This window comes from Streptomyces canarius, assembly GCF_014650735.1.
Lineage (GTDB): Bacteria > Actinomycetota > Actinomycetes > Streptomycetales > Streptomycetaceae > Streptomyces > Streptomyces olivaceoviridis.
In genome coordinates this window covers 96,792-115,318 of sequence record NZ_BMVN01000028.1, presented here as the reverse complement: position 1 = coordinate 115,318, position 18,527 = coordinate 96,792, and the positions used below count along the sequence as shown (strand labels likewise).

The window sequence follows — 18,527 nt, the reverse complement described above, 5'->3', positions numbered from 1 at the left end:
ACGCCGACACGCACCGAGCGGCGCATCATCAAGGTCCGCCTGCTGCGCCGGTGGGGACCGGCCCGCATCGCCCACCTGCTGCGCCTGGTGCCCTCCACCGTGCACCGCGTGCTGACGCGCTACGGCCTGGCCCGCCTGACGCACCTGGACCGGGCCACGGGCCGTGTCATACGCCGCTACGAACGCGACCGCCCCGGCGAACTGGTCCACGTCGACATCAAGAAGCTGGGCAACATCCCCGATGGCGGCGGACACAAGGTCCACGGCAGGGCCCAGGGCGGCCGCAACAGCTCCGCACACCGCGACCCCGCCCGACCCCGCACCCGCCACGGCCGCCCCAACCTCGGCTACAGCTACCTGCACACCGCCGTCGACGACCACTCCCGCCTCGCCTACAGCGAGATCCACGCGGACGAGAAGAAGGAGACCGCCACCGGCTTCTGGGTCCGGGCCCACACCTTCTTCGCCCAGGCCGGGATCACCGTCGAGCGGGTGCTGACCGACAACGGCTCCTGCTACCGCTCACGCGACTGGCGCGATGCACTGGCAGCAGCCGGGATCACCCACAAGCGAACCCGGCCCTACCGGCCCCAGACCAACGGCAAGGTCGAACGCTTCAACCGCACCCTGCTGGAAGAGTGGGCCTACGCACGCCCCTACCGGTCAGAAACCGAACGCCGCGCAGCCTTCCCACAGTGGCTGCACACCTACAATCACCACCGCGGACACACCGCGCTCAAAGGCCAACCACCCGCCAGCCGCGTCCCCAACCTCACGGGTCAGTACAACTAGCGGGCCGGCCGCGCGGGCTGAGCCGACGGCCACCGCACACGGGGGGTGCGGCGGGTGGACCCGGTGCCGGGGAGTCCTGGGGGACTTCCCGGCACCGGGTTCGCGCTGTCCGGCCGCCCGGGGTTGTCCACAGCCCCCCGCACCGCCGCCCACGCCGTCGTACGCTGGACAGCCCCGGCCCGTCACACGAGTCGGGCCCTTCGTGTTGCCGACCCCCTGGACGGAAAGCCCCTCCATGAGCCTGCACGGTCTGCTCGACGCCGTAGTCAAGGACCCCGCCCTCGCGGAAGCGATCAGGGCGGCGGCGGACGGCAACCGCCCGCACGTCGACCTGGTCGGCCCCCCGGCCGCCCGCCCCTTCGCCATCGCCGCCCTGGCCCGTGAGGCCGGCCGTCCGGTGCTGGCGGTCACCGCGACCGGCCGGGAGGCCGAGGACCTCGCCGCCGCCCTGCGCTCCCTGCTGCCCGAACAGGGCGTCGTGGAGTACCCCTCCTGGGAGACCCTCCCGCACGAGCGGCTCAGCCCCCGCAGCGACACCGTCGGCCGCCGCCTCGCCGTCCTGCGCCGCCTCGCCCACCCCAGCCCCGACGACCCCGAGACCGGCCCGGTCTCCGTCGTCGTGGCCCCCGTGCGCTCCGTGCTCCAGCCGCAGGTCAAGGGCCTCGGCGACCTGGAACCGGTGGCCCTGAGGACCGGCCGGAGCGCCGACCTGAACGGCGTCGTCGAAGCCCTCGCCGCCGCCGCGTACGCGCGCGTGGAGCTGGTCGAGAAGCGCGGCGAGTTCGCCGTGCGCGGCGGCATCCTGGACGTCTTCCCGCCCACCGAGGAACACCCCCTGCGCATCGAGTTCTGGGGCGACGACGTCGAGGAGATCCGCTACTTCAAGGTCGCCGACCAGCGCTCCCTCGAAGTCGCCGAGCACGGCCTGTGGGCGCCCCCGTGCCGCGAGCTGCTGCTCACCGACGACGTCCGCGCACGCGCGCGTGCCCTCGCCGAGGAACACCCGGAGCTCGGCGAACTCCTGAACAAGATCGCCGAGGGCATCGCGGTCGAGGGCATGGAGTCCCTGGCCCCGGTCCTGGTGGACGACATGGAGCTGCTGCTCGACGTCCTGCCCAAGGGCGCCATGGCCGTCGTCTGCGACCCGGAGCGGGTCCGCACCCGCGCCGCCGACCTCGTCGCCACCAGCCAGGAGTTCCTCCAGGCGTCCTGGGCGGCCACCGCCGGCGGCGGCGAGGCCCCGATCGACGTCGGCGCGGCCTCCCTGTGGTCCATCGCCGACGTCCGCGACCGCGCGCGCGAACTGGACATGATGTGGTGGTCGGTGTCCCCGTTCGCGGCCGACCTGGAGCTGGACGCGGACACCCTCAAGCTCGGCATGCACGCCCCCGAGACCTACCGCGGCGACACCGCGCGGGCCCTCGCCGACACCAAGGGCTGGCTCGCCGACGGCTGGCGCGCGGTGTTCGTCACCGAGGGCCACGGCCCGGCCGCGCGCACGGTGGAGGTCCTCGGCGGCGAGGGCATCGCCGCCCGCCTCGACAACGACCTCGGCGAGCTCAGCCCCTCCGTGGTGCACGTCTCCTGCGGCTCGATCGAGTACGGCTTCGTGGACCCGGCACTCGAGCTCGCGGTGCTCACCGAGACCGACCTGTCCGGGCAGCGCACCGCCACCCGCGACGGCGCCCGGATGCCGGCCCGCCGCCGCAAGACCATCGACCCGCTCACCCTGGAGCCGGGCGACTACATCGTCCACGAGCAGCACGGCGTGGGCCGCTACATCGAGATGGTGCAGCGCACCGTCCAGGGCGCCACCCGCGAGTACCTGGTCGTGGAGTACGCGCCCGCCAAGCGCGGCCAGCCCGGCGACCGGCTGTACATCCCGACCGACCAGCTGGAGCAGATCACCAAGTACGTCGGCGGCGAGGCACCCACCCTGCACCGCCTGGGCGGCGCCGACTGGACGAAGACCAAGGCGCGCGCGAAGAAGGCCGTCAAGGAGATCGCCGCCGACCTGATCAAGCTCTACAGCGCCCGCATGGCCGCCCCCGGCCACGCCTTCGGCGCGGACTCCCCCTGGCAGCGGGAGCTGGAGGACGCCTTCCCCTACGCGGAGACCCCCGACCAGCTCACCACCATCGCCGAGGTCAAGGAGGACATGGAGAAGTCGGTCCCCATGGACCGCCTGATCTGCGGCGACGTCGGCTACGGCAAGACCGAGATCGCGGTCCGAGCCGCCTTCAAGGCCGTACAGGACGGCAAGCAGGTCGCCGTCCTCGTCCCCACGACCCTGCTGGTGCAGCAGCACTTCGGCACGTTCTCCGAGCGGTACGGACAGTTCCCGGTGAACGTGCGGGCACTGTCCCGCTTCCAGACCGACACCGAGGCCAAGGCCGTCCTGGAAGGACTGAAGGACGGCTCGGTGGACGTCGTCATCGGCACCCACCGCCTGTTCTCCTCGGAGACCAGGTTCAAGGACCTGGGCCTGGTCATCGTCGACGAGGAGCAGCGCTTCGGCGTCGAGCACAAGGAGCAGCTGAAGAAGCTCCGCGCCAACGTCGACGTGCTGACCATGTCCGCCACCCCGATCCCGCGCACCCTGGAGATGGCGGTCACCGGCATCCGCGAGATGTCCACGATCACCACACCCCCGGAGGAGCGCCACCCGGTGCTCACCTTCGTCGGGCCCTACGAGCAGAAGCAGATCGGCGCCGCCATCCGGCGCGAACTGCTGCGCGAGGGCCAGGTCTTCTACATCCACAACCGCGTCGAGTCCATCGACCGCGCGGCGGCCAGACTCCGCGACATCGTCCCCGAGGCACGCATCGCCACGGCCCACGGCCAGATGTCGGAGTCCGCGCTGGAGCAGGTGGTCGTCGACTTCTGGGAGAAGAAGTTCGACGTCCTGGTCTCGACCACGATCGTCGAGTCCGGCATCGACATCTCCAACGCCAACACCCTCATCGTGGAGCGCGGCGACACCTTCGGACTGTCCCAGCTGCACCAGCTGCGCGGCCGGGTCGGCCGGGGCCGCGAGCGCGGCTACGCGTACTTCCTGTACCCGCCGGAGAAGCCGCTGACGGAGACCGCGCACGAGCGCCTGGCGACGATCGCCCAGCACACCGAGATGGGCGCGGGCATGTACGTGGCGATGAAGGACCTGGAGATCCGCGGCGCCGGCAACCTGCTCGGCGGCGAGCAGTCCGGGCACATCGCGGGCGTCGGCTTCGACCTGTACGTCCGCATGGTCGGCGAGGCCGTCGCGGACTACCGGCGGCAGCTGGAGACCGGCGGGACCGAGGAGGAGCCGCCGCTGGAGGTCAAGATCGAGCTGCCGGTCGACGCGCACGTCCCGCACGACTACGCGCCCGGCGAGCGCCTGCGCCTCCAGGCGTACCGCTCGATCGCCTCGGCCAACTCCGAGGAGGACATCAAGGCCGTCCGCGAGGAACTCACCGACCGCTACGGCAAGCTGCCCGAGCCGGTGGAGAACCTGCTGCTGGTCGCCGGGCTGCGGATGCTCGCGCGCGCGTGCGGCGTCGGCGAGATCGTCCTCCAGGGCACCAACATCCGCTTCGCGCCGGTGGAACTGCGCGAGTCGCAGGAGCTGCGGCTCAAGCGGCTCTACCCGGGCACGGTCATCAAGTCCGCCGCGCACCAGGTGCTGGTCCCGCGCCCGAAGACCGCGAAGGTGGGCGGCAAACCGCTGGTCGGCCGCGAACTGCTGGCCTGGGTCGGCGAGTTCCTCACCTCCATCCTGGGGTGACGGCCGGTGTACGGGGGCGGGGGCGCGCGTGCGGATCGGTGAGCTGGCCGAGGCGACCGGTACGACACCGCGCGCCCTGCGCCACTACGAGCAGCAGGGCCTGATCACCTCCGCGCGCACCGCCAACGGCTACCGCGCGTACGACACCGGTACGGCCGTCCGGGTCCGCAACATCCGCCGGCTTCTGGAGGCGGGCCTCACCCTGGACGACGTACGGGCGTTCCTGCCCTGCCTGGACGGCGACGTCACCGCCGGTCCGGCCTCCGCCAGGGCACTGGAGGTCGCCCGGGACCGGCTGGCCGTACTCGACGCGCGCATCTCCGCCCAGACGGCGGTCCGGGAACGACTGGCGGCGGCGTTGCGGGAGGCGGGCGACGCGGTGCCCTGAGCGGACCGGTCCGGGCGGCCACACGTACCGGTTCAGGCGACCACCGCGCCGCCGTCCACCGGCAGCACCACGCCCGTCACGAACGACGCCCCGGGGGAGGCGAGCCGGGTGATGGCCCAGGCGACCTCCTCGGGGCGGCCGATCCGGCCGAGCGGGGTGTGGTCGAGCTGCCACCTGCGCAGGGCGGTGCGCTGCTCGGGGGTGAAGCCGGCGTGGTCGGCGACCGGGGTCTCGATCGCGCCCGGCGCCACGGCGACCACCCGGACGCCGTGCGGCGCCAGTTCCACCGCCCAGCTGCGGGTCAGCGTCTCCAGGGCCGCCTTGCCCGCCGCGTACAGGGAGTTGCCGGGCCAGGCGCGCTGGCCCACCGAGGTGGTCACGTTCACCACGACACCCCGGCTGTCGGTCAGCGCGGGCAGCGCCGCCTGGGTGAGCAGCACGGGCGCGAGGAGATTGGTCTCCAGCAGCGGTCGTACCGACGCGCGCGTGTAGCCGCGCAGGGAGTCGGCGGTGACGACGGCCGCGTTGTTGACGAGCACGTCGATCCGGCCGTACCGCTCCAGCGTGGCCCGTACGACGGTCCCCGGCCCGTCCTCGGCGGTCAGGTCGGCGGACAGGGGCGTGATCCCGGGGTGCCCCTCGGCGGTCTCGGCCAGGGGCGCGGCCCGGCGGCCCACGGCGACGACCCGGGCGCCCTCGGCGGCGAACGCGCGCGCCGTGGCGCGGCCGATGCCGGTGCCGGCGCCGGTCACGAGGACGGTACGGGGGCCTTGGGGACGGCTGCTCTCGGTCATGCGAGGATCGTCGGACCCTGCCGCCAGTGACAAGGTCAAGCCCGGCCGGGGGGCGCGCGTGGACGGCAACGGCCCGTCATCTTCTCCGACTTGCGCCCGGTTTGCTTCCTGATGGCCCCTTTGCGCGCGCATCTGATGGGCCGTGGAGGGAAGTTACGGTGGTGAGCGGAACGATCCGCCCGCACCTGCGGGGCGGGCCAGGGTGAGCGAGGGAGACGCACTGTGACGCGTCCGAAGGGCGGAGCGGCCATCGCCGTGGCGGTGCTGGTCGCCGTGACCGGCTGCACGGCCGAGCAGACCGAGGGGGCCTCCGGGCCCGCGAAAGGCGGGGGCGGGGGTGCGGCCCTGGCCGCCGCCGACTCGCTGACCGTCAAGGGGCGCGCGCCGAAGACCGGTTACTCCCGGGAGCGGTTCGGCACCGCCTGGGCGGACACCGACTCCAACTCCTGCGACACCCGCGACGACATCCTCAAACGCGACCTGAAGCAGGTGCGGTTCACCGGCGGCAGGTGCAAGGTCTCCTACGGCCTGCTGGACCCCGACCCCTACTCCGGCAAGGACATCACCTACCGGCGCGGTCGCAGCCAGGTCGACATCGACCACATCGTCGCCCTCTCCGACGCCTGGCAGAAGGGCGCCAAGTACTGGGACCCCAGCAAGCGCATAGCGCTGGCCAACGACCCCCTGAACCTCCTCGCGGTCGACGCGAGCACCAACCGCGGCAAGGGCGACGGCGACGCGGCCACCTGGCTGCCGCCCGACAAGGCCTACCGGTGCGCCTATGTCGCCGCCCAGGTCGCCGTCAAGAAGAAGTACGGGCTGTGGGTCACCGGCGCCGAGCGGACCGCCATGAAGAAGGTCCTCGCCGGCTGCCCGGACCAGAAGCTCCCCACCGGCGGCAACCCCACCAAGGCGCCCGAGCGGTTCCGGGCCCGGTGACCCGTACGGGCGCCGGCCGCGTCGTCGTCCCGACCGCCCGCCGAACCGCTGTCCCGCCCGGGGAGGCACCGCCTACCGTGACCGTCATGGACATCAAGGTGAGCAGCCTCGCCGAGCGGCCCGACCGGCTCCCGGCGGTGCTCGGCATGACCGACACCTGGCCCGAGTTCGTCACCCACGACCTCGTGGGCAACGCCCACTACGGCCGCATCCCCACCGAACTGCCGGAGTACACCCTGTTCGCCGAGGACGCGGACGGCCGGGTCGTCGCCCACGCCTACAGCGTGCCGTTCGCCCTCGGACTCGACGGCCGGCGCACCCTGCCGGCCCGGGGCTGGGACCAGGTCCTGGTGTGGGCCTTCGCCGACCTGCGCCACGGCACCCGCCCGGACACCGTCAGCGCCATCGCGGTCACCATCGCCCCGCACGCCCAGGGCCGGGGCCTGTCGTCCGTCATGCTCTCGGCGATGCGCGACAACGCCCGTGCCCGCGGCTTCCGCGAGGTCGTCGCCCCCGTCCGCCCCAACGCCAAGCACCGCGAGCCGCACACCCCGCTCGCCGAGTACGCCCACCGGGTCCGCCCCGACGGGCTGCCCGAGGACCCCTGGCTGCGCGTGCACGCCCGGGCCGGCGCCACCATCGACTCCATCGCCCCGGCCTCCATGACCGTCACCGGCTCGCTGGAGGAGTGGCGCCGCTGGACCGGGCTGCCCTTCGACACGGCGGGCGACGTCGAGGTGCCCGGCGCGCTGGTCCCGGTCCGCTGCGAACCGGAGCACGGCTACGCCGTCTACACCGAGCCCAACGTGTGGATGCGGCACCCGCTGTGACCCCGCGCCAGACACCTCCCGGCACCGGCTGTTCCCGCGCGTCGGCTGTTACAGCGCGTCCAGGTCGATGATCTCGCCCGCGGGCTTGCGCGCGGGCACCGGCTTGCCGTAGTCGACGAACGACAGGTGCTCCGGCTGCTTCCCGCCGGACACGCTGTCGACCCGCAGCAGGTACGGCTTGCCCTCGGTCGCCACGTACGCCGTGTAGCGCTCCTTGCCGTCCTTCTCGTGCAGGGTGATCGCGGGCGTGCCGTCGACCCGCGTGGTCCTGCCGCGGGTGGTGCCCGCCGTGCCGCCGTCGCTCAGGTCGCCGAGGACCGAGTCCAGGTCGCAGAAGCTCGCGATGTCCTTGGCGTCCTGGCCCTTCACGGCCATCTTGGTCCACTTCCCGGCCAGCATGTCCACGGCCGCCTGCGTGTCCTCCTTGGACTCGCCCTTGCTCTGGGCGCGCAGGAACGCCTCGTCGTACTTCATGTAGACGGTGCTGCCCGTCTTGATCAGATCGGCCTTGCCCTCGCCGCCCATGCTCATCGTGCCGGCGCACTCGCCGGCGTGGTTGATCGCCATGTCGAGGTCGATGACGCCCTTGCTCTCGTCGTCGGTGACCCGGCCCTTGAGCCGTACGGAGGTGGCGTCGGTGGTGGCCTTCAGCGCGCGCTCGGCGATCTGGCCGCCGCTCAGCCCGGCGAACGGGCCCTTCGGCTTGCTGTCCGCCGAGTCCTGCCCCGGCTGGCAGCCGGTGGTGAGTCCCGCCGTGGCCGCGGCGGCGAGACAGAGGGCGGCGAGTGCGGTACGACGCATGACGGTTCCTTGCTGAGAGGAGTGGGTGGTGAGCGGGGAGCCGCGGGGGCTCCGTGGAGTGCGGTGGTGCGGGACCGGCGCGGGTGTCGTAGCCCGCGCCGGGGTGAGCGGACGGGTCAGGCCTTCTTCCAGGTGCCGCAGTCGTTCGTCTTGAAGTAGGCGTCCGACGGGCTGATGGTGACGACGGCCGTACCGGTGACGTTGTTGTTGGCGATGATCGAGTCCAGCCCGTGGCCGGCGCCCTTCGTACGCTCCCAGTAGCAGGAGTCGTCGGCGTTGCCGGTCGACCTGTAGGTACCCGGCGCGATGTCCGTACCGACCTTGAACATGCCCCCGTCGCCGTCCATCGAGGAGGCGGGCGTGCCCTTCGCCTTCGGGTCCACGGCCTCCCAGTCCGCGCAACCGCTGGACTTGAACAGCTTGTCGGTGGACTTGACGGTCACGTAACTCGTGCCGCTGACATTGTCGTTGGCCAGCAGGGAGTCGAGTTCGCCGGAGGCGTCCTTGGCGCGCTCCCAGTAGCACATGCCGTCGTCGTTGCCGGTCGTGCGGTACGTCCCCGGCTTCACGTCGGTACCGACCCGGTACTCGCCGTCGCCCCCGAAGGCGGCCTTCTTCTCCTCGGACTTCGCGTCGGACTTCCCGGCACCCCCCGAGTCCTTCGCGCCGCCGGACTTGTGCTCGGCCGACGCCGAGGACCCCTTGTCGCCACCGCCGGAACCGCCGTCCTTGCCGTCGCTGCCGGCGTTGGCGGACACGGCACCGATGACGACGATCCCCACGACGGCACCGAGCGCGACCTTGGCCTTCATACCCATGGCGAAGCCCTCCCCACATACTGCGGCCTCCCCCTCCGGCGACCGCTTGTTCGCTGGGTCAATAACAGCAGAGCTTGTGAACCGAGTCAACACGGTTCACGCGATGATGGGAGTACACGCCGTGAACTCCCAGATCTTGTGTACGCCGGTATGCTCGGTGCTCACATGGGACGAGGGGAGCGGGGCCGGTGCACGACAACGCGACAGAGGTGACCGCGGCCGGTATCGCGCGGCTGGCCGGGGTGGGCCGGGCCGCCGTCAGCAACTGGCGCCGGCGGCACGCCGACTTCCCGAAGCCGGTGGGCGGCACCGAGACCAGCCCGTCCTTCGCGCTCGCCGAGGTCGAGGCGTGGCTGCGCAAGCAGGGGAAACTCGCCGAGGTGCCGCTGCGCGAACGCGTCTGGCAGCAACTCGCCGGGCACCCGGAAGGACCGCTGCCGGCCCTGGTGCACACCGGCTGTGTGCTGCTGCTGATCCATGAGCGGCCCACCGTCTGGCTCGACGCGAGCGCGGGCTCCGACGCCCGGCTGGCCGCGATCCTGTCCGGGGCGCTGGACCAGGTGCTGATCCCGCGGCTCGGCGGACCGGCCGGACCGGCCGGGCGGGCGGGGCGTGGGGCGCGGGGGGCTGGTGGGGAGCCGGGGCCTGGGGGCGCTGGTGCGAAAGGGGCCGACGCTGGCGGTGTGAACGCCGGTGACGGCGCGGGGGATGTGAACACCGGTGGCGACGCCGAGGGCGTGAACGAGGCTGCCCACGCCGGAGCTGTGAACGCGGGGGCTCTGACTGAGGGTGTGAACCCGGGTGCTCGGGCCGGCCGTGTGAACCCCGCCCTCACGAGTCCCGCCGTGAACACCTCACCGACGCCCTCGCCTGTGAACTCCCCGCCAACCGTTCACACGGCGCAGCCCGTTCACGCTGCCCCAGCCACCTCCACCCCCCAAACCACCCCCACTCCTCAAGCCACCCCGGCCCTCCGTACCCCCACCGGCCCCCAACTCCTCCTCTCCGCCCCCCTCCTGCGCGGTGCCGCCGAGCTGGCCGCCGAGATGGGGGCGCGGCAGGCGTTCGAGTTCCTGCTGGGCCGGCACCTGGACGCCAACCCCCGCCAGTACACGCTCACCCCGGCCGAACTCGCCGGTCTCATGGCCGACCTCGCCGGCCCGGCCCGCACCGTCCTCGACCCGGCCTGCGGCACCGGCGCCCTGCTGCGCGCCGTGGCCACCCGGCCCGACCAGGAGCTGTACGCCCAGGACAGCGCCCCCGAACTCGCCGCGATCAGCGCGCTGCGGCTCGCGCTGCACAGCCGGGCCACCGTGCGCGCCGCCGCCGGCGACACCCTGCGCGCCGACGCGTACCCCGGGCTGCGCGCCGACGTGGTCCTGTGCCATCCGCCGTTCAACGAGCGCAACTGGGGCCACGACGAACTCGCCTACGACTCCCGCTGGGAGTACGGCTTCCCGGCCCGCACCGAGTCCGAACTGGCCTGGGTGCAGCACGCGCTGGCCCGGCTGACCGACGGCGGCACCGCCGTACTGCTCATGCCGCCGGCCGCCGCCTCCCGCCGTTCCGGGCGCCGGATCCGCGCCGATCTGCTGCGCCGGGGCGCGCTGCGGGCCGTGGTCGCGCTGCCGGTCGGGGCAGCACCGCCGTACAACATCCCGTTGCACCTGTGGGTGCTGCGCCGGCCCGACCGGGCGCCGGCGACCCCCGAGGTGCTGCTCGTGGACACCGGAAGGTTCGCCGGGGAGGGGCGGGGCGGGCCGGACTGGGAGGCGGTACGGGAGGCCGTGACGGACGCCTGGGGCGCCTTCACGCGCGCGGGGCACCTCGCGGAGCGGCCGGGGCTCGCCCGTTCCGTGCCGGTCATCGACCTCCTGGACGACGACGTCGACCTGGCTCCCGCCCGCCATCTGCCGCCGGCCGCGGTGGCCGACGGCGCGGAGCAGCTCACGCGGGTGCGCGAGCGCCTGGGCGCGACCCTGCGCCTGACCGCCGACCTCACCCCGCCCCCGGCCGACCCGTCGCCGGCCGCGCGCTGGCCGCTCACCACGATCGGCGAACTCGCGCGCGGGGGCGCGCTGGTGATGCGCACCGGCGGGAACGGCGGTCACGCGCGCGTGCCGGTGCTCACCGACCATGACGTCCTCGCCGGAACGGCGCCTTCGGGCACGCTTCCGGAGAGCGAGGAGGAGGCCGTACTGACCGAGCCGGGCGATGTCGTCGTACCGGTGCTCGGCGGGGGATCGGTGGCGCGCGTGATCGACGAGGCGACCGGGGGCGCGGTCCTGGGGCGCAACCTCGTGCTGCTGCGCCCGGACCGGACGGCGCTCGACCCGTGGTTCCTCGCCGGGTTCCTGCGGGGCACGGCCAACAACCGGCAGGCCAGCAGCTACGCCTCCACGGCGACCCGGCTGGACGTGCGCCGGCTCCAGTTGCCCCGGCTCCCGCTGGAGGAACAGCGGCGCTACGGCGACCGGTTCCGCGCGCTGGACGAGTTCGAGCGGGCGCTCCGGCACGCGAGCCGGCTCGGGGGACAGCTCGTGCGCGGCATGTACGACGGACTGACGGACGGCACGGTCGCACCCGACTGAACCCGCCCGACCGAACCCGTCCGGCCGCACCGCGTGAAGCGTCCGAACCACGTGAAGCGACCGAACCACGCGAAGTGATCAGTGCGACAACGGTTCGGTACAACCCGGGACCCGTTGTCCTTGTCGGCCTATACGCTCGGACTCCGACCGGGACACCGTCCCGTCGGCGTCCGCCCCCATCGGTCCCACTCGGTCCAGGAGCAGTCATGTACGGCCACGGCACGGCGCCGCCTCCCCGCAGCGCGGGAAAGGTCATCTCCCTGCGCGTGATGTTCGCGGCGGCCGGGGCGCTCACCTGTGGACTGCTGTCGTGCCTGCCGTTGTTCCGGGTGGCCTTCGTGCGGGGCCGCTGGTTCGACTGGCTGACCGCCTGGCTGAGCCTGCCGCTGTCCCTCACCGGGTTCGTGATGGTCGGCGAACTGCCGGAGAAGGACTGGCGCAGTGATGTCGCCCTGGGCCTGCTCATGCTCCTCGGCGTGGCGTCCGCGGTGTACTACCTGGTCGTGGACATCCGGCTGCACCAGCCGCAGCGGTTCGCCGGGTTCGTCCCCGCGCACGCCACCACCCACGCCCCGCCCGGCACCGGACCCTACGGCTTCGGGCACGGGACGCCGCCGTACCCGGCGCCCGTGCCGGCCCCGCAGCACCCCGTGCCGCCCGCGCACCCCACGCCGGTACCCCAGCCGCACCACCGGATACCCGGGCCGCCGCACACCGGGGCGGTGCCCCCGGCCGCCGTGCCGCGGACCGAGCCGCCCCAGCGCCCCGCGCCCGCCCGCATCGACCAGGTACGCGCCGAACTGGACGAACTCAGCGACTATCTGCGCCGGCACGACGGCCACGGGGGCCACGGCGAGGGCGGACGGTGACCGTGACGACAGGACGCATGGTCGCCGGCCGTTATGAACTGTCCACGCTCATCGGGCAGGGCGGCATGGGCCAGGTCTGGACGGCCTACGACCGCCGGCTCGACCGGCGCGTGGCGGTGAAGCTGCTGCGCCCGGACAAGGTGGCGGGCCAGGAGGCGGACGAGCTGCGCCGCCGGTTCGTGCGCGAGTGCCGGGTGACCGCGCAGGTGGACCATCCCGGTCTGGTGACGGTGCACGACGCGGGCAGCGAGGGCGAGGAGCTGTTCCTCGTCATGCAGTACGTCGACGGCGCCGACCTCTCCGACCACTTCGCCGAGCACGACCCGTACCCGTGGCAGTGGACGGTCGCGGTGGCCGCGCAACTGTGCGCCGTGCTGAGCGCCGTGCACGCCGTGCCGATCGTGCACCGCGACCTCAAGCCGCGCAACGTGATGGTGAAGCAGGACGGCACGGTCACCGTCCTCGACCTGGGCGTGGCCTCGGTGATGGACACCGACACCACCCGCCTCACGCACACCGGTTCCCCGATCGGCTCGCCCGCCTACATGGCGCCGGAGCAGGCGATGGGCGGCGCGGTCGGCCCGTACACCGACCTGTACGCGCTCGGTGTGCTGATGCACGAACTGCTCAGCGGCGAGGTGCCGTTCGCCGGTTCCACGGCCCTGGGCGTGCTGCACCGGCACCTGTACGAGCCGCCGCTGCCCGTGCGCCGGATCCGCCCCGAGGTCCCCGAGGCGCTCGAAACCCTGGTGCTGCGGCTGCTCGCCAAGGACCCGCAGCACCGGCCGGCGTCCGCGCAGGAGGTGTACGAGGACCTGGCGCTGCTCCTGCCCGCGCGCGGGACGCCCACGGGCGCGCCCCTGGACCCCACGCGTCCCTTCCTGCGCCCGCACGCCCCCTGGCCGGACCGCGCGCGGACCCCCGCGCCGCAGCCCGCACCGGTCGCACCGGCGCCGCCGGTGGCCGAGAAGCCCGATGTCGCCGCCGCCGTGGACGAGGTCAAGCGTCTGCTGGGCGAGGGCCGCATCACGCAGGCCGTCGACATCCTGGGCGCGATCCTGCCGGCCGCCGCCGAGCAGCACGGCGAGCTCTCCCCGGTCGTACGCACCCTGCGCAAGCAGTACGCGGCCACGCTCATGGACGACGGCCAGTACCGGCGCGCGCTGCCCGAACTGCGCCGGCTCGCCGACGAACGCGCCGCCGAGGCCGGCCAGGCCGACCCGCAGTCGCTGCGCTACCGCTACGAGGCGGCGCAGTGCCTGGAGCAACTGGGCGAACCGGCGGCGGCGCTCGCCGAGTACCGGGCGCTGCTGCCGTACTACGAGAACCAGTACGTCTCCGGGGACCCGCAGCTCGCCCACGAGGTGCGCCGCCGCATCGGCCACCTGCTGCTCGCCCTCGGCGACCGGCCGGCCGCCCACGACACGCTCGCGCGGCTCGTGCTGGACGTCGAGCGGCTGCACGGACCGGGCCATCCGCTGGCCGTGGAGATCCGCCGCACCCTCCAGTGGCTGGGACAGGTACGCGGGTAGCCGCGCGGAGATTTTGCCGGGTCCTGGGAGGATCTTCCGCGCTCACGGGGTTTCTGTTTCCCGGTGGCAGACCCGGCGCTCGATACGTTTCGCTTCGTTTTCGCCAGGCACGCACGCGCGGGAAGCGCCGTGCGACGAGCAGGGGTGGGGTTCATGGCCGGTCACCGGCAGTCGAAGAAGCGCAGGTACCTCATCTGGGCGGTGGCCGGCGCGGCCGTCGTCGCCGGGGCCGGGATCGCCGCGCAGACCTCCATGGCCGCCACCACCTGGCCGGCCCAGAAGACCTTCACCGGCCGCGCGTTCGACACCTGCACCGCGCCCTCGCTGTCGGCCATGAGGGCCTGGCACACCGGCTTCTACGGCGCCGCCGCCGTCTACGTGGGCGGCAAGAACCGCGGCTGCGCCCAGCCCAACCTCACCGCCTCCTGGGTGAAGTCGGTCAACTCCCTCGGCTGGAAGCTCATCCCGATCTACGTCGGCGCCCAGCCGCCCTGCCAGAGCGGCTCCAGCCCCGAGAAGCTGACCGCCACCACGGCCGCCTCCCTCGGCGCCACCGACGCGGCGGACGCCGTCGCCAAGGCCTCCGCGCTCGGCATGAAGGCCGGCAGCCCCGTCTACCTGGACATGGAGCCGTACGACACCGCCGACAAGGCGTGCAACACCGCCGTGCTGACGTACGTGCGCTCCTTCACGAAGACGCTGCGCGCCAAGACCTACCGCGGCGGCTACTACGGCTTCAGCAGCTCCAGCGCCAAGGCCGTCGCCACCGCGTCCGACAAGACGGACCTGCCGGGCAACCTCTGGTACGCGCTGTGGGACAAGCAGAACACGACGACCGCGGACTGGCCGTGGGGCGCGACCCAGTACACGAACCACAGCCGCGGCCACCAGTACATGGTGAACAGCAAGGAGGCGCACGGCGGCGTCACGCTGACCGTCGACCGGGACGCCTGGGACGCGCCGGTGGCCATCGTCGGCTGACCCGGCCGGCCCGGCGGCCCCTCGGGGAGCGGCGCGGCGGTGCCCGAAGCGCGCGCGAATCGTTGGTCGAATGGGTTGGCCCCAGCCTGCCCACTGCCTACCATCGATCACCGCAAGACTTTGTGCACCGCCGCACAATCTCCCTGGGAGGTCCCCTTGCACCGCCGCCGCACCGCGCTCGTCCTCACCGCCGCGATCGCCGCCGCGGCACCCCTGCTGACCGCCTGCGGAAGCGACGCGCACCCGGGCGCCGCGGCCGTCGTCGGCGGGCAGCGGATCACCGTCGCCCAGCTGGAGAGCCGGGTCGACGAGGTCCGCCGGGCACAGCGGGCCGCGGTGCCGGACGAGACGCAGTACCAGCAGGTCGTCTCCTCCACCAGCACCCTCACCCGCGACACCCTGCACAGCATGGTGCTCGACCGGGTGCTGCACCGCGCCGCGAAGGACGCGGGCATCACCGTCACCCGCAAGGAGATCCAGCAGATGCGCAGCGAGCTGGAGCGGCAGGCCGGCGGTGGCAAGGGCCTGGAGACGGCCTGGTTGCAGAAGTACGGCATCGCCCCGGCCCGCCTCGACGACAACCTGCGGCTGCAACTGGAGGCGCAGAAGCTGGCCGCGCGGCTCGGTACCGACACGAGCCGGCCCGCCTTCTGGAAGGCCCTGTCCACGGCCTCGGAGGAACTCCACGTGGACCTCAACCCGCGCTACGGCTCCTGGGACGTGCAGAAGAGCAGCCGCGTGGACGCCGGGACGCCGTGGGTACGGGAGGTCACGACGGCGGGCGGGGAGCCGGTGACGGCGTAGACGGGCCACGGACCGGCGCGGCGGAGCGTCCAGTCGTACGATCACACGGTCCCATCGGGCCTGTGGACAACCCGATCCGCTCCCTCGCCCCGTGGGTTACGTTCGGATCGTGAACGAAACCAGCCCCGAAGCCCGTGGGGAAGCCGCCCCCGGCCGCATCGTCCTGCTCACCACCAGCCACCGCGTCGCCCCCGGTCTGCTGTCCTGGCCCGCCTGGCAGGCCCTGCGCGCCGCCGACGCCGTGCTGTGCGCGGACGGCGCCCATCCGCAGCTGCCGTATCTGCGCGAGGCCGGGATAGCGGTGGCGGAGACGTCCCCCACCGCCCAGGAGCTGGTCGACGCCTGTGCCGGCGGCCGGACGGTGGTGGTCGTGGCCACCGGCGAGGGAGAGCCCGCCCTCACCGACGGCCTCGCCCGGCTGGCCGGCTCCGGCCGGGTCGCCATGCCGGAGCTGGAGCTGCTCCCCGCCTCCTACGACCTGCCCGGTGCCCGCCTGCTGGACCTCGTGCAGGTCATGGACCGCATCCGCGCCGAGTGCCCGTGGTCCTCCCGGCAGACCCACGAGGGCCTGGCGAAGTACGGCATCGAGGAGGCGTACGAACTGGTCGAGGCGATCGAGGCCGGCGACCGCGCGGAGCTGCGCGAAGAGCTGGGCGACGTCCTCCTCCAGGTCGTCTTCCACTCCCGCATCGCCGAGGAGGACCCGGACGCGCCGTTCTCCGTCGACGACGTCGCCGGCGGCATCGTCGCCAAACTCATCCACCGGCACCCGCACGTCTTCGGCGACGAGGAGGCCGAGACCCCGGAGGACGTCAAGGAGCACTGGCTGCGCACCAAGGCCGAGGAGAAGCGGCGCACCTCGGTCACGGACGGCGTCCCGCTCGGCCAGCCCGGCCTGGCCCTCGCCGCCAAGCTCGCCTCCCGCACCCGCACGGCGGGCCTGGACGTCCCGCTGCCGCAGGGGGACGGCATCGGCTACGAACTGCTGGCGCTGGCGGTCCGCGCCGAGGCGGCGGGCACCGACCCGGAGGCGGCCCTGCGGGCGGCGGGCCGCGCGTACCGGGACGCGATACGGGCCGCCGAGGGCCTGCCCGCCCAGCCCCACCGCGCCGCCGCCGCCCTGCCCCCACCCCGACCGACGCTCCCCGGCGAGCCGGATACGGTCGAGGAGTGACCGACCAGCCCCACCCCGCCCAGCCGTCCTCCCACCGGGACCAGCCGGCCCCCGCCCTCTTCACCTGGGAGTTCGCCACCGACCCCTACCCCGCCTACGCCTGGCTGCGCGAGCACGCCCCCGTGCACCGGACGCGGTTGCCGAGCGGGGTGGAGGCATGGCTGGTCACCCGGTACGCCGATGCCCGGCAGGCCCTGGCCGACCAGCGGCTCAGCAAGAACCCGGCGCATCACGACGAGCCCGCGCACGCCAAGGGCAAGACCGGTATCCCCGGCGAGCGCAAGGCCGAGCTGATGACGCATCTGCTGAACATCGACCCGCCGGACCACACCCGGCTGCGCCGGCTGGTCAGCAAGGCCTTCACTCCCCGCCGGGTCGCCGAGTTCGCGCCCCGGGTGCAGGAGCTGACCGATCACCTCATCGACCGGTTCGCGCGGCGCGGATCCGCCGACCTCATCCACGAGTTCGCCTTCCCGCTGCCCATCTACGCCATCTGCGACCTGCTCGGCGTCCCGCGCGAGGACCAGGACGACTTCCGGGACTGGGCGGGCATGATGATCCGGCACGGCGGGGGCCCCCGGGGCGGCGTCGCCCGGTCGGTGAAGAAGATGCGCGGCTACCTCGCCGAGCTGATCCACAAGAAGCGCGAGGCGCTGCCCGCCGAGCCCGCGCCCGGCGAGGACCTGATCTCGGGCCTCATCCGCGCCTCCGACCACGGCGAGCACCTCACCGAGAACGAGGCCGCCGCCATGGCCTTCATCCTCCTGTTCGCCGGCTTCGAGACGACCGTCAACCTCATCGGCAACGGCACCTACGCCCTGCTCACGCACCCCGATCAGCGCCGGCGGCTGGAGGAGTCCCTGGCGCGCCGGGAGACGGAGCTGCTGGCGACCGGCGTGGAGGAACTGCTGCGCTACGACGGCCCGGTGGAGCTGGCCACCTGGCGGTTCGCCACCGAGCCGCTCACTATCGGCGGACAGCGGATCGCGCCGGGCGACCCGGTGCTCGTCGTCCTCGCCGCCGCCGACCGGGACCCGGAGCGGTTCGCCGACCCGGACGTGCTGGACCTCGCCCGCCGCGACAACCAGCACCTCGGTTACGGCCACGGCATCCACTACTGCCTCGGCGCGCCGCTCGCCCGCCTGGAGGGCCAGACCGCGCTCGCCACCCTGCTCACCCGGCTGCCCGATCTGCGGCTCGCCGCGGACCCGGCCGAACTGCGCTGGCGCGGCGGACTCATCATGCGCGGCCTGCGCACCCTGCCGGTGGAGTTCACCCCCGGCGCCTGAGGCACAGTGCCGGAACACACGGCCTGAACACACCGTCCGACCTGGTCCGGCACGGTCCCACACCGCCTCTTCAAGGAAACATGACAGACATTCAACTCTGTGATCTTCACGTGATCTGTGCGGCATGAACTTGTGACAAGTGATCGTCTGCCGATACGT

15 protein-coding genes are annotated in these 18,527 nt (G+C 73.1%); 12 read left to right on the top strand and 3 right to left on the bottom strand.

Annotation, left to right across the window (positions count from 1 at the left end; all coding sequences use genetic code 11):
- From IE294_RS31265 to IE294_RS31255, 3 genes are all read left to right on the top strand, one after another.
- On the top strand, positions 1-792 hold a 792-nt coding region (locus tag IE294_RS31265; protein WP_189891625.1), incomplete at its 5' end, for an IS481 family transposase.
- Between the two features lie 235 nt (positions 793-1,027).
- A complete protein-coding gene (gene mfd / locus IE294_RS31260; RefSeq protein WP_189891624.1) occupies positions 1,028-4,558 on the top strand; it encodes a transcription-repair coupling factor in 3,531 nt (1,176 codons plus the stop codon).
- Positions 4,559-4,586: 28 nt separating this feature from the next.
- Entirely contained in the window at positions 4,587-4,946 is a 360-nt protein-coding gene (locus IE294_RS31255; RefSeq protein ID WP_189891622.1) for a MerR family transcriptional regulator, read from the top strand.
- A gap of 32 nt (positions 4,947-4,978) precedes the next feature.
- On the opposite strand, the gene IE294_RS31250 is transcribed toward IE294_RS31255, so the two are convergent.
- Complete coding sequence (locus tag IE294_RS31250; protein ID WP_189891620.1) at positions 4,979-5,740, bottom strand: SDR family NAD(P)-dependent oxidoreductase; 762 nt, start codon at positions 5,738-5,740, stop codon at positions 4,979-4,981.
- Positions 5,741-5,962: 222 nt separating this feature from the next.
- Here IE294_RS31250 and IE294_RS31245 point away from each other — a divergent pair, with 222 nt between their 5' ends.
- Both IE294_RS31245 and IE294_RS31240 read left to right on the top strand, forming a co-directional pair.
- Positions 5,963-6,679, top strand: coding sequence for an HNH endonuclease family protein (locus IE294_RS31245; protein ID WP_189891618.1), 717 nt, complete (start codon positions 5,963-5,965; stop codon positions 6,677-6,679).
- Positions 6,680-6,765: 86 nt separating this feature from the next.
- Positions 6,766-7,509, top strand: coding sequence for a GNAT family N-acetyltransferase (locus IE294_RS31240; RefSeq protein WP_189891616.1), 744 nt, complete (start codon positions 6,766-6,768; stop codon positions 7,507-7,509).
- A gap of 48 nt (positions 7,510-7,557) precedes the next feature.
- Here IE294_RS31240 and IE294_RS31235 read toward each other — a convergent pair whose 3' ends face one another.
- Both IE294_RS31235 and IE294_RS31230 read right to left on the bottom strand, forming a co-directional pair.
- Positions 7,558-8,310 (bottom strand): hypothetical protein, encoded by a 753-nt coding sequence (locus IE294_RS31235; RefSeq protein WP_189891614.1) that lies wholly within the window; start codon positions 8,308-8,310, stop codon positions 7,558-7,560.
- A gap of 116 nt (positions 8,311-8,426) precedes the next feature.
- Entirely contained in the window at positions 8,427-9,128 is a 702-nt protein-coding gene (locus IE294_RS31230; protein WP_189891613.1) for an Rv1352/Rv1906c domain-containing protein, read from the bottom strand.
- Between the two features lie 188 nt (positions 9,129-9,316).
- Between IE294_RS31230 and IE294_RS31225 the strand changes: the two genes are divergently transcribed.
- The 7 genes from IE294_RS31225 to IE294_RS31195 all read left to right on the top strand — a co-directional run bounded on the left by IE294_RS31225 (position 9,317) and on the right by IE294_RS31195 (position 18,368).
- Positions 9,317-11,719, top strand: coding sequence for an N-6 DNA methylase (locus IE294_RS31225; protein WP_189891612.1), 2,403 nt, complete (start codon positions 9,317-9,319; stop codon positions 11,717-11,719).
- Positions 11,720-11,925: 206 nt separating this feature from the next.
- On the top strand, positions 11,926-12,588 hold the full coding sequence (locus IE294_RS31220) for a hypothetical protein (protein WP_189891611.1): 663 nt from the start codon (positions 11,926-11,928) through the stop codon (positions 12,586-12,588).
- A 17-nt stretch (positions 12,589-12,605) separates the two neighbouring features.
- Positions 12,606-14,120, top strand: a complete 1,515-nt coding sequence (locus tag IE294_RS31215) for a serine/threonine-protein kinase (RefSeq protein ID WP_189891640.1) — start codon at positions 12,606-12,608, stop codon at positions 14,118-14,120.
- Between the two features lie 153 nt (positions 14,121-14,273).
- Positions 14,274-15,101: a glycoside hydrolase domain-containing protein gene (locus tag IE294_RS31210; RefSeq protein WP_189891610.1), complete on the top strand. Its 828-nt coding sequence runs from the start codon at positions 14,274-14,276 to the stop codon at positions 15,099-15,101.
- A gap of 156 nt (positions 15,102-15,257) precedes the next feature.
- Positions 15,258-15,905, top strand: a complete 648-nt coding sequence (locus IE294_RS31205) for a SurA N-terminal domain-containing protein (protein WP_189891609.1) — start codon at positions 15,258-15,260, stop codon at positions 15,903-15,905.
- 109 nt (positions 15,906-16,014) lie between these two features.
- Positions 16,015-17,079 (top strand): nucleoside triphosphate pyrophosphohydrolase, encoded by a 1,065-nt coding sequence (locus IE294_RS31200; protein WP_189891608.1) that lies wholly within the window; start codon positions 16,015-16,017, stop codon positions 17,077-17,079.
- Complete coding sequence (locus tag IE294_RS31195; protein WP_189891607.1) at positions 17,076-18,368, top strand: cytochrome P450 family protein; 1,293 nt, start codon at positions 17,076-17,078, stop codon at positions 18,366-18,368. Before IE294_RS31200 ends, IE294_RS31195 begins: the two co-directional genes overlap by 4 nt.
- Positions 18,369-18,527 lie beyond the last annotated feature (159 nt).